General features: G+C 67.1%; 13 protein-coding genes and 2 pseudogenes. 4 read left to right on the top strand and 11 right to left on the bottom strand.

Annotation, left to right across the window (positions count from 1 at the left end; all coding sequences use genetic code 11):
- The first annotated feature begins 179 nt into the window (after positions 1 to 179).
- Positions 180 to 1,340: an NlpC/P60 family protein gene (locus WS69_RS01915; RefSeq protein WP_059469142.1), complete on the top strand. Its 1,161-nt coding sequence runs from the start codon at positions 180 to 182 to the stop codon at positions 1,338 to 1,340.
- 313 nt (positions 1,341 to 1,653) lie between these two features.
- Here WS69_RS01915 and WS69_RS01910 read toward each other — a convergent pair.
- Positions 1,654 to 2,352: pseudogene (locus WS69_RS01910) on the bottom strand (IclR family transcriptional regulator); the annotation flags it as partial.
- 8 nt (positions 2,353 to 2,360) lie between these two features.
- On the opposite strand from WS69_RS01910, the pseudogene WS69_RS01905 reads away from it, so the two are divergent.
- Positions 2,361 to 2,831 (top strand): annotated as a pseudogene (locus tag WS69_RS01905) (NAD(P)/FAD-dependent oxidoreductase); the annotation flags it as partial.
- 130 nt (positions 2,832 to 2,961) lie between these two features.
- Here WS69_RS01905 and WS69_RS01900 read toward each other — a convergent pair.
- From WS69_RS01900 to WS69_RS01860, 10 genes are all read right to left on the bottom strand, one after another.
- A complete protein-coding gene (locus WS69_RS01900; RefSeq protein ID WP_059469141.1) occupies positions 2,962 to 3,972 on the bottom strand; it encodes an inorganic phosphate transporter in 1,011 nt (336 codons plus the stop codon).
- Positions 3,973 to 3,982: 10 nt separating this feature from the next.
- Entirely contained in the window at positions 3,983 to 4,609 is a 627-nt protein-coding gene (locus WS69_RS01895; RefSeq protein ID WP_010103114.1) for a DUF47 domain-containing protein, read from the bottom strand.
- Between the two features lie 138 nt (positions 4,610 to 4,747).
- A complete protein-coding gene (locus tag WS69_RS01890; RefSeq protein WP_059469140.1) occupies positions 4,748 to 6,130 on the bottom strand; it encodes a replicative DNA helicase in 1,383 nt (460 codons plus the stop codon).
- Between the two features lie 9 nt (positions 6,131 to 6,139).
- A complete protein-coding gene (locus tag WS69_RS34440; protein ID WP_082715882.1) occupies positions 6,140 to 6,268 on the bottom strand; it encodes a DNA helicase in 129 nt (42 codons plus the stop codon).
- A gap of 5 nt (positions 6,269 to 6,273) precedes the next feature.
- Complete coding sequence (gene rplI, locus WS69_RS01885; protein WP_059469139.1) at positions 6,274 to 6,726, bottom strand: 50S ribosomal protein L9; 453 nt, start codon at positions 6,724 to 6,726, stop codon at positions 6,274 to 6,276.
- A gap of 27 nt (positions 6,727 to 6,753) precedes the next feature.
- Positions 6,754 to 7,029: a 30S ribosomal protein S18 gene (gene rpsR, locus WS69_RS01880; RefSeq protein WP_004193360.1), complete on the bottom strand. Its 276-nt coding sequence runs from the start codon at positions 7,027 to 7,029 to the stop codon at positions 6,754 to 6,756.
- A gap of 2 nt (positions 7,030 to 7,031) precedes the next feature.
- Positions 7,032 to 7,331 carry a primosomal replication protein N gene (priB, locus tag WS69_RS01875; protein ID WP_010103106.1) on the bottom strand — a complete coding sequence of 100 codons (300 nt, stop codon included), beginning with the start codon at positions 7,329 to 7,331 and terminating at the stop codon, positions 7,032 to 7,034.
- A gap of 36 nt (positions 7,332 to 7,367) precedes the next feature.
- A complete protein-coding gene (gene rpsF / locus WS69_RS01870) occupies positions 7,368 to 7,742 on the bottom strand; it encodes a 30S ribosomal protein S6 (protein ID WP_006026202.1) in 375 nt (124 codons plus the stop codon).
- Positions 7,743 to 7,976: 234 nt separating this feature from the next.
- Entirely contained in the window at positions 7,977 to 8,855 is an 879-nt protein-coding gene (locus WS69_RS01865; protein ID WP_059469138.1) for an anti-sigma factor family protein, read from the bottom strand.
- Entirely contained in the window at positions 8,845 to 9,552 is a 708-nt protein-coding gene (locus WS69_RS01860) for an RNA polymerase sigma factor (RefSeq protein ID WP_059469143.1), read from the bottom strand. Before WS69_RS01860 ends, WS69_RS01865 begins: the two co-directional genes overlap by 11 nt.
- 208 nt (positions 9,553 to 9,760) lie before the next feature.
- On the opposite strand from WS69_RS01860, the gene WS69_RS01855 reads away from it, so the two are divergent.
- Both WS69_RS01855 and WS69_RS01850 read left to right on the top strand, forming a co-directional pair.
- Complete coding sequence (locus WS69_RS01855; protein WP_059469137.1) at positions 9,761 to 10,681, top strand: metallophosphoesterase family protein; 921 nt, start codon at positions 9,761 to 9,763, stop codon at positions 10,679 to 10,681.
- A gap of 10 nt (positions 10,682 to 10,691) precedes the next feature.
- The gene (locus WS69_RS01850) at positions 10,692 to 11,117 is read left to right on the top strand and encodes a cupredoxin domain-containing protein (RefSeq protein WP_059469136.1); all 426 of its coding nucleotides are present in this window, start codon (positions 10,692 to 10,694) and stop codon (positions 11,115 to 11,117) included.
- Positions 11,118 to 11,233: the final 116 nt, after the last annotated feature.

Here is an 11,233-nt window from a genome sequence, read left to right as displayed (position 1 = left end):
ACGGCTGGCTTCATGCCGCACCCAAAAACCGGACAGATTACGTGCTACAGACCCGGACAATTCATTTGCTCGCGACAGTAATTTCTCAAGAATTCTTGCGAAAGCCCCGTCGGACGCACTACTATCGCGATTAACCGTCGTCATACGATTGGCGAGCGCAGCGCGTTCGCCCGCCTCTCATGCTGCGTCTTTCGCTGTCCGTTCTCGTGATCTCACTGCTCGCGGCCTGTTCGACCGCGCCGCAGAAGTCGGCGCGCTCGTCGTCCGGCATGGCGATCACCACGCCGCGCGCATACGCGCCGCCGCGCGGCTTCCCGAACTTCGTCGACCACAGCGTCGGTCGCGAGGAAATCTCGATCCAGGCGATGAGCCTAGTCGGCGTCCCGTACCGCTGGGGCGGCAACACGCCCGACAGCGGCTTCGACTGCAGCGGCCTCGTGCGCTACGTCGTCGACCGCGCGGCAAGCGTCAATCTGCCCCGCACAACGGCCGACATGAGCTCGATCGGCGAATCGATCGATCCCGACGGCATCGCGCCCGGCGACCTGATCTTCTTCAACACGTCGGGCCGGCCGCATTCGCACGTCGGCATCTACGTCGGCAAGCTGCGCTTCGTGAACGCGCCGTCGACGGGCGGCACCGTGCGGCTCGACTACCTGACGAATCCGTATTGGGCGAAGCGCTTCGACGGCATCCGGCGCGTCGCCGCGCCGAAGGCGAAGCCGACGCCGTTCGATGCGCCGACCTACCAGGCAAGCCGGCAGCCGGACGCCTCGCCGCGTACAGCCGTGGTGGCGGCGCCGGCAGCTCAATCGGCTCAATCGATCTACGCGGCGAATGCCGCCGCGCAACCGGTCGCTCGCGCGACCACGCCGACCACGCCGTCCGCTTATGCGGCGAATGCGAACGCGCAGTCTTCGGTGCGTAACGCCACGTCTGGCGCAGCGCCGGCTTATGCGGCGAATTCGTCGGCACCGGACGCGGCTACGCCCGCGCCCGCCGTCACGTCGACCGCATTGCCCATGCGCGCAGCGCCCGTCGCGACGGCGTCCGCCGACCCGTACGAGCCGCCGCCGTCCGCGATGTCCGCCGCGCAGCGGCAGGCGCAGGCGCAGGCCGCGGGCGCGGCGTCGCCCGCGTCGGTCGATCCGATCAACGCCGCAGCGGACGCGTTCGAGCCGCCGCCGCCCACCGCGCGCGCTGCAGCCCGCCAGGCACAGCTCGCCGCGCCAGGCAGCGTGCAGATCCTGCGCGCGTCGACTGCGCCCGGCTCCGCAAGCACCGCCCCTACTAGCACGAGCGACGACCCGATTGCTCGCTTCGCGAACGGCAGCTACTGAACGGCCGGACCGGGTCTCGCGGTCGGCGAGCGGTCCGGCAGCGTTCGGCCGCCGTCGTTCCGGCCGCAGACGAGCGCTCCGTCTTCCTCTCGATGTCGAACGGCGCGCAGATATGCGCCGGCCGCCAAGCAATGCGCGGCATTCCGCACTCCATATCGGCTCTTCCCGATCGGTCGATAACCGCTGCGGCCGTTCCTCGGTCCCTTCGCCCTTCCATTCCCGTTCCCTCGAACGGTCGAACGCCTGAACGCCAAAACAGCGACGCAAAACGCCGCACAAAACCCAGGCGCGTGCCCCGCGCGCTTCGCTCAGGCTACGCCAGCGTCCGAATCGAATTCGAAATTCCCCGCGCGCAGTCGATCACCGCGGGCGCGAGCCGCTGCTCGGCGTCGGCGAGCGTCCAGCGGCTCGACGGCGCGACGACGTGCACCGACGCGACCGGCCGCCGCTCGCCGTCGAGCACGGGCGCCGCGATCGTCATGTCGCCGATGAACAGTTCCTCGCGATTCGACGCGTAGCCGTTGCGCCGCGCGCCGCCGAGCAGCGCCTCGATCGCACCGATGTCGGTGACCGTGTATTGCGTGTGCGCGACGCGCTCGCTCGCCTCGAGCAGCGCATGCGCGTCGCCGTCGGGCAGCGCGCTCAGATAAGCGCGGCCCGACGCCGTGCAGTACATCGGAATGCGGCTGCCGATCGGCATGTGGATCGGCACGAATTTCGTGCAGACGAAGCGCGCGACGTACACCATGTCGACGCCGTCCGGCTCGGTCAGATTCGTCGTCTCGCCCGTCACGTTCGTGAGCTCCGACAGGAACGGGTTCGCTACGTCGATCAGCGTATCGGCCGCCAGATAGTTGAAGCCGATCTGCATCACGCGCGGCGTCAGCTGATAGCGGCGCGTGCGCGGATGCTTCCTCACGTAGCCGAGCCGCTCGAGCGTGTAGATCATCCGCTGCGCAGAGCTCTTCGTGATCGACGTCGCCTCGGCGACCTCCGGCAGCGTCATTGTCCGATGCGCTTGCGCGCACGATCCTGCCGGACGGCGAAGTCGCGTCCGACTCGCGGCGGCTGTTGCTCTACTTTCGGAAGGACGCATCGGGACGCCTGCTGATGGGCGGCTGCGGGCCGTTTCGCGAGCCGCGCGGCGCGGCGGACTGGGCGCATCTCGAGCGCTCGGTGAAGCTGATGTTTCCGCAGCTGGAGAACGTCCGCCACGAATACCGCTGGGCCGGTCGGATCGCGATCACGCGCGACTTCCTTCCGCACGTCCACCGTCCAGCGCCGGGGCTCACGATCGCGCTCGGCTACAACGGCCGCGGCATCGCGCTCGCGACGACGCTCGGCCGGCATCTCGCCGCCGCGATGAGCGGCGCCGTACGCGCGCTGCCGCTCGCCGCGACGCCGGTCAGGCCCATTCCGCTGCATGCGCTGCAGCGTCTGTACATCAGCGCGGGCGTCGCGTGGTACGGGCTGCTCGACGCGCTGTCGTAACGGCGACGATCGCCTCGCCCGCGCCACGCGCGCCTATCAAAGACGATGCGCCGCAGCCTTTCGGCATGCGGCGCATCGTCGTTTTCGGCAACGCGCGGCGTCGAGCCGCGCGGTCGGCCGGATCAGGCCGTCAGAACACCCGGTGGCCGATCCACCAGCCGGCCGCCGCGATCAGCGCCGACGCGGGAATCGTCAGCACCCACGCCCACACGATGTTGCCCGCGACGCCCCAGCGCACGGCCGACAGCTTGCGCGTCGCGCCGACGCCGACGATCGCACCCGTGATCGTATGTGTGGTCGATACCGGAATGCCCATCCAAGACGCGACGAACAGCGTGAGCGCGCCGCCCGTCTCCGCGCAGAAGCCGCCGACCGGCTTCAGCTTGGTGATCTTCTGGCCCATCGTGCGGACGATCCGCCAGCCGCCGAACAGCGTGCCGAGCCCCATCGACAGGTAGCACGCGCCGATCACCCACACGGGCGGCGCGTCGGACGTCGCGGACGCGTAGCCCGACGCGATCAGCAGCATCCAGATGATGCCGATCGTCTTCTGCGCGTCGTTGCCGCCGTGGCCGAGGCTATAGAGGCTCGCGGACAATAGCTGCAGCCGCCTGAAGCGCCGGTCGACCTTGCTTGGCGCGGTCCTGAAGTACAGCCACGACACGCCGAGCATGAACAGCGACCCAAGAATGAAGCCGAGGAGCGGCGAGATGAAGATGAACGCGACGGTCTTCATCAGCCCGTCGATGTTGAGCGATCCCCAGCCCGACTTCGACACCGCGGCGCCGACGAGCCCGCCGATCAGCGCATGCGACGAGCTCGACGGAATCCCGTAGTACCACGTAATGATGTTCCAGCCGATCGCGCCGAACAGCGCGCCGAACACGACGTAGTGATCGACGATGCTCGCGTCGATCGTGCCTTTGCCGACGGTCTGCGCGACCTTCAGGTGGAAGATGAAATACGCGATGACGTTGAATGCCGCCGCGAACACGACGGCCTGCTGGGGCTTCAGCACCCCGGTCGACACGACGGTCGCGATCGAGTTCGCGGCGTCGTGGAAGCCGTTCATGAAATCGAACACGAGCGCGACGAGCACGAGCGCCGCGACGGCCCACAAGGCGAGTTGTATCGAATGCATCGTGATCCGCTCAGGCGTTTTCCAGCACGATGCCTTCGATGATGTTCGCGACATCCTCGCACTTGTCGGTGATCTGCTCGAGCAGCTCGTAGATCGCCTTCAGTTTGATGAGCGTCTTGACGTCGTCTTCCTCTCGGAAGAGCTTCGACATCGCCGCGCGCAGCACGCGGTCAGCCTCCGATTCCCAGCGATCGATCTCCTCGCACGCCTTCAGGATCTGGCTCGACTGCTTCATGTCCGACAGCAGCGCGACGGCCGCCTGCACGTGCTGCGCCGACTGCGTGACGATGTGCGCGAGCTGGCTCGCCTCGGACGTCACCGACTGCACGTCGTACAGCGACACGGCGGTCGCGACGTCCTCCATCAGGTCGAGGATGTCGTCCATCGTCGTGATCAGCTTATGGATTTCGTCGCGGTCGAGCGGCGTGATGAACGTCTTGTGCAGCAGGTCGATCGCTTCGTGCGTCAACTTGTCTGCGGCCTTCTCGGCCGATTGCACATTCTGCTTGTGAATCTCGGCGTCCGCGAGATTGTCGATCAGAAGTTCGAGCTCGCGTCCGCCGGAGACGATGTAATTCGCGTGCGCGTTGAAGATTTCGAAGAACTTGCCCTCGGTGGGCATGAATCGACCGAACATGGGATTCCTGAAAGATGGTCAAACGGCTGTCACAAAAACCGGCGACATTGTACTGTTTTACCGTTGCCCGCCAAGCGCCCGATTGCGACGACGGCGACGAGATACAACGTTTTGCGAAATTGGGGTTTACATCCGGCGCTACTCGCCGTAGAAGTTTTGCGCCCCTGCAAAATTGTCGAACTTCGTGTATTGACCCAGGAACGTGAGTCGAACGGGACCGATCGGGCCGTTACGCTGCTTGCCGATGATGACCTCGGCCGTGCCCTTGTCGGGGCTGTCCGGGTTGTACACTTCGTCGCGGTAAATGAACAGGATCACGTCCGCGTCCTGTTCGATTGCGCCCGATTCCCGCAAGTCCGACATCACCGGCCGCTTGTTCGGCCGCTGCTCGAGCCCGCGATTGAGCTGCGATAGCGCGATTACCGGCACATCGAGCTCCTTCGCGAGGCTCTTCAGCGATCGCGAAATTTCCGAGATTTCGGTCGCGCGGTTCTCGCCCTGCGACGAGCCCGTCATCAGCTGCAGGTAGTCGACGATGATGAGCCCGAGCTTGCCGCACTGGCGCGCGAGGCGCCGCGCGCGCGAGCGCAGTTCCATCGGATTCAGGCCGCCCGTCTCGTCGATGAAGAGTTGCGCCTCGCTCATTTTCTGCACCGCATGCGTGAGCTTCGGCCAATCCTCGTCGGTGAGGCGCCCGGTTCGCATCCGATGCTGGTCGAGCCGGCCGACCGAGCCGAGCATCCGCATCACGAGCTGCGTGCCCGGCATTTCCATCGAGAACACCGCGACGGGCAGCCCGTACTCGACAGCGACGTATTCGCCGATGTTCATCGATAACGCCGTCTTACCCATCGACGGCCGGCCGGCGACGATGATCAGCTCGCCGCCGTGCATGCCGGACGTCATCCGGTCGAGATCGACGAAGCCCGTCGGCGTGCCCGTCACGTCGCTCGGATTCGCCGTGTGATAAAGCGTGTCGATCCGCTCGACGACCTGCGTGAGGAGCGGCCCGATCTCGAGGAAGCCCTGCGTGCCGCGCGCGCCGTCCTCGGCGATCGAGAACACCTTCGACTCGGCCTCGTCGAGCAGTTGGCGGACTTCCTTGCCCTGCGGATTGAACGCGTCGGCCGAAATTTCGTCGGCGACCGACACGAGCCGGCGCAGCACCGCGCGATCGCGGACGATTTCCGCATAACGGCGAATGTTCGCGGCGCTCGGCGTGTTCTGCGCGAGCGCGTTCAGGTACGCGAGCCCGCCGACGTCTTCCGCCTTGCCGGACGTCGTCAGCGCCTCGTAGACAGTCACGACGTCGGCCGGGCGCGTCGACGCGATCAGACGGCCGATGTGCTCGAAGATGATGCGGTGGTCGTACCGGTAGAAGTCGCCTTGCGACAGGAAGTCGGCGATCCGGTCCCAGGCGCCGTTGTCGAGCAGCAGGCCGCCCAGCACCGACTGCTCGGCCTCGATCGAGTGAGGCGGGACTTTCAGCGATTCGATTTGGGGATCTTTCGGCGCGTTCATGGCTTCGGATTATCGCGAAATGGGCGCGGCTTCGCCAGCGGGCGTCGGGAACGCCGAGAAACGAAAAAAGGCAGGAACCGGTTGCCCGGGCCCCTGCCCTTCATGTCGGGCGGCGTGCGCCGCCCGTAGAGACTGCATGTCGCTTACGCGTGATCGCCGATCACGTTGACCGTCACGTCGACGACGACGTCGGTGTGCAGCGCAACTTGCACGCCATGCTCGCCGATCATCTTCAGCGGGCCTTCCGGCATGCGCACTTGCGCCTTCTCGACTTCGTAGCCCGCCTTCTTCAGCAGTTCCGCGACGTCGCCGTTCGTGACCGAGCCGAACAGACGGCCGTCGACGCCCGACTTCTGCGTGATTTCGAACGACTGGCCGCTCAGCTTCTCGCCGACCGCTTGCGCGGCGGCCAGCTTCTCGCCGGCGACCTTTTCGAGTTCCGCGCGGCGGACTTCGAATTCAGCGATCGCGTCCTTCGTCGCGCGGCGTGCCTTGCGGTTCGGGATCAGGAAGTTGCGAGCGTAACCGTCCTTGACCTTGACGATATCGCCGAGGTTGCCCAGATTGGCGACTTTTTCCAACAGAATGATTTGCATTCGAATTCTCCTTATTGCGTCGCCTGATTACGCCTTGTGCTGATCCGTGTACGGCAGCAGCGCGAGGAAACGCGCGCGCTTGATCGCCGTATCCAGCTGGCGCTGATAGTGGGCCTTCGTGCCCGTCAGACGCGCCGGCGTGATCTTGCCGTTCTCGCCGATGAAGTCCTTCAGCGTTTCCGTGTCCTTGTAGTCGATCTGCTCGACGCCGGCTGCCGTGAAGCGGCAGAACTTCTTGCGCTTGAAGAGCGGGTTTTGTTGCTGACGACGCTTGTCGAATTTCTTACCAGTGGGGCGGGCCATGTTCAGTCCTTTCCAATGTCCTGCAATGCTGTGATGTGAAACACCAAGGTTCTCGCGTTACGGCTCTTTTTCGCCAGGAAACCTGTGAAGAGCGTCTCGACGCCCATCTCGCAGCCTTCCAGCTTGCCGCTCGCCTCGCCTGCCGCCACGGCCGGGATCGTCAATTCGACCTGCCGGGCGATGCCTGCTTCGACGACTTCCGTGCGATGCTGCAACGTGGCGCTTGCGATCGGAACGCCGGCGGGGGTGTACCGCACCGGTTCACGCTCGACGACGCTCGCCGTCAATTGCAGCCTGTTCACGAAAGCGACGCGCTCCTTTCCTGGTGGCTTGTTGCGTTAAGCCTGCGCTTCGGTCGGCTGAGCGGCAGCCGCCTTCTTGGCTTCTTCGCGCTGAACTTCCTTCATCATCGGCGACGGACCGGTTTCGGCCTTCTTCATCTTGACGATGAGGTGACGCAGCACGGCGTCGTTGAACTTGAACGCGTGTTCGAGTTCGTCGAGCGTCGCCTGGTCGCACTCGATGTTCATGCAGACGTAGTGAGCCTTCGCGAGTTTCTCGATCATGTAGGCCAGTTGGCGGCGACCCCAGTCTTCGACGCGGTGGATCTGGCCACCATGCGACGTGATCGTGGACTTGTAGCGCTCGATCATCGCGGGCACTTGCTCGCTTTGATCGGGGTGCACGATGAAGACGATTTCGTAATGACGCATACACACTCCTTGTGGATTGAAGCCACCCGGGCGTCGGAACCGGTGTGACAAGTGAGAAGCCGAATATTCTAACCCGGATATGGGTCGCGTGCAAGATTCATCGATGATTCGCCGCGCGATTCGGCCGTGTTTTCAACGACTTGGGCAGGCGGCCGCTTGGCATCGCCGGGCCGGCGCGGCGTTCGTCGCGCGATCGAGCTGGATCTTGACGGGGTCGCATCGCGCGCGGCGCCGTCATTCGGTTCGCGGCGCCGCGACGCGCGCGGTCAGCGCCGTCCTGAACGCCGCGAGCGCGGACGGCTCCGCATCGGTCACCGCCCACCACGTCATGCCCGCCGCGTCCCAGCGGTCGAGCGCGTAACCCTGCGACACGGTCGCGTAAGGCGCCGCCCCGCCCTCGCCCGACGGCCACGGCCGCACGTAGACGTCGATCACGTGCTGCCGGTAGCGGTACACGAGTACCGCGACGCGACGCTGCCCGATGTAATCAAGCCGGCCGCCCGCGAGCGTGAAGCCGCTTGCGCTCAGGTCGACGACGGGCGGCGCGTAGTCGAGGCGCCCGTTGAACCATGGCTTGACCGTGTGCCGGTCGGTCGAGATCACGTCGATGTCCCGCGACGACAGGCCGGCCCGCACGTGGCTCGCGACGATTTCGTCGACGATGCGCTCGGTCGCCGCGCGGCGCGTGCCGACCGTGAGGCCGGCCGCCGCGGCAAGCGCGATCGCCAATGCGACGCCCCAGCCGAGGCCGGGCAGCGCGGCGGCGCGCGGACGCGGCCAGCGGACTGCCGGGCCGGCGGGCGCGCCGCGGGGGCCAGGCCGGCTGAACCAGCGCCATGTTCGCGCGGCGGGCGGGCCGCCATCAGGAGCCCTGACGTCCGGAAGCGGCGCGTCCGGAACCGGCAATCCCGCGACGATGCGGGCGCGCAGCGCGTCCGACGCGCGATGGTATTCCGCCTGCCTCACCGCCCGACCGAGCGCGACGAGCCGGTCGCGCTCGAGGCGGCACGCGTCGCAGCCGTCGACGTGCCGCTCGACCCGCAACGCGTCGGGCGCGGAGAGTTCGCGGTCGACGTCCGCGTCGAGCAGCGCGCGCGTTTCGTTACAGTCCATCAATGGCCTCCGATGCGGTTCCGGACAGCGGCGCGCCCCCTTCGCCAGCCGCCGCGCGCGCGCTCGCCTGCGCCTGCGCCTGCGCGCGGCCAGCGCGCGGCGCCGGCACGTCGTGCGCGTCGCCGAGCAACGCGGCGAGACGCCTGCGCGCCCGCGCGAGCCGCGACATCACCGTGCCAACGGGCACATCGGTAACCGCCGCGATCTCGCGGTAACTCAAATCCTCCATTTCGCGCAGCACGAGCACCTCGCGATACTCGGGCGGCAGCTTCGCGAGCGCGTCGTTCACGCGGTGGACATCTTCGCTGCGCATCAGGAGCGCGAGCGGATCCTCGGCCGCCGGATGCCAGTCGTCCGGCGAATCCGCGGCGTCGAGCGCGTCGGCCGACGCGACTTCGCGCGCGTTCGCCCGCCGCCGCCATTCGGTGTACCAGGTGTGGCGCACGATCGTCAGCAGCCACGGCCGCGCATTGTCGCCGCGGCACGAATCGAGAAAGCGGAACGCACGCATGCACGCCTCCTGCACGACGTCATCCGCGTCGCTCGCGTTGCCGCACAGCCAGCGCGCGAGGTTGTACGCGGCGTCCAGATGCGGCAGCGCGAGCGCCCGGAAGCGCTCGCCGCGCGCCGCCACGTCGCCCGTATCGTCCATGTCGCCCGCGTCACGTTCGTCGACCATCCGGCCGAATTGACCCACGTCGCCTCCCCTGGATGCGCGGCCGCCGGCCGCTCGCGTCCGGCGCACGACGCCGCCGGAAACGGCACGCACGCGGTCAAGCATCCCTACCGCCCATCGATCCAGTTTATTCCCGCCGCCCGCGCGCGGAGACGAAAAATAAACCGGGAATACTCGCCGCGCGGCGACGGTATGACAGGTACGTACCGTCACTTGCGAAGGAGCCGCCATGCCGAACCCGACCCCGTCCCTGAAGCGCCGCGATTTCCTGCGCCTCGCCGCATGTGGAGGCGGCGTCGCGTTCGCGTCCGCGCTGCCCGGCTGGAGCCTCGCCGCCGACGGCGGCGCCGATTTCTTCTTCGCCCAGCTCTCCGACGCGCACTGGGGCTTCACCGGCCCCGCGATCAACCCCGACGCGCACGGCACGCTGCCGAAGGCAATCGAAGCGGTCAACGCGCTGCCCGTCGCGCCCGACTTCGTGATGTTCACGGGCGACCTCACGCACACGACCGACGATCCCGCCGAGCGCCGCGAGCGGATGCGGCAGTTCCAGTCGATCGTCGCGCAATTGAAGGTGAAGCCGCTCCACCTGATGCCGGGCGAGCACGACGCGAGTCTCGACGCGGGCGCCGCGTACCGCGAGATCTTCGGCGACACGCACTACGCGTTCGATCACAAGGGCGTGCATTTCGTCGTCGTCGACAACGTGTCGGATCCGGCCGGCCGCGTCGGCGATGCGCAGATCGACTGGCTCGCGCAGGATCTCGCGCGGCAGCCGAAGGACGCGCGCATCGTCGTGTTCACACACCGGCCGCTCTTCGATCTCGCGCCGCAGTGGGACTGGGCGACGCGCGACGGCGCGAAGGTCGTCGACGTGCTGATGCCCTATCCGAACGTCACCGTGTTCTACGGGCACATCCACCAGGAACATCACGCGATGACGGGCCATATCGCGCATCACGCGGCGCGCTCGCTGATGTTCCCGCTGCCCGCGCCCGGCTCGCAGGACAAGCGCCTGCCGGTGCCGTGGGACGCCGCCGCGCCGTATCACGGGCTCGGCTGGCGCGAGGTGCGCGTCGGCGACGCGACGCGCGCGCTTGCGCTGACCGAGATGCCCGTCGGCGCGAAGCAACCGCAACCAGCCGTCTGAGGAGCGAGCGATGCGCCATTTTTTTTTCGATCCGCATGCGCTTCGCGGCCGGACGCCGGCGACGGCGGCGTCCGCATCGCGCCGCCGCTGGCTGCTCATCGCGGGCGGTGCGGCGCTTGCCGCGCTCGCGGGCGTCGACATGTCGCGCGTGCGCGCCGCCGAGCCGCGCGTGATCAAGGTTCACGCGCGGCGTTTCGTGTTCACGCCGGACCGGATCGCGCTTGCGCCGCACGAATCGGTCGTGTTCGAACTGACCGCGCAGGACACCGTGATGGGCTTTTCGATCCCGCAGTACGGCGTGCGTGCGGACGTGCCGCCGGGCGCGGTCGTGCGCGTCGCCGCGCAGGCGGGCGACGCGGGAACGGTTCAGTTCCTGTGCGACATCTTCTGCGGCTCCGGGCACGAGACGATGAACGGCGTGCTCGTCGTCGGGTAGCGCGGAGACCGACCGGCATCGGCTGATCGGCTGATCAATTGGCGAACTGGCGAACTGGCGAACTGGCGAACTGGCGAACTGGCGAACTGGCGAACTGGCGAACTGGCGAACTGGCG

The organism is Burkholderia sp. BDU5, assembly GCF_001522845.1.
In the GTDB taxonomy this organism is placed as follows: Bacteria; Pseudomonadota; Gammaproteobacteria; order Burkholderiales; family Burkholderiaceae; genus Burkholderia; species Burkholderia mayonis.
Note: the sequence above shows the minus strand (reverse complement) of the source record. Positions and strands in the feature narration are given on the sequence as shown.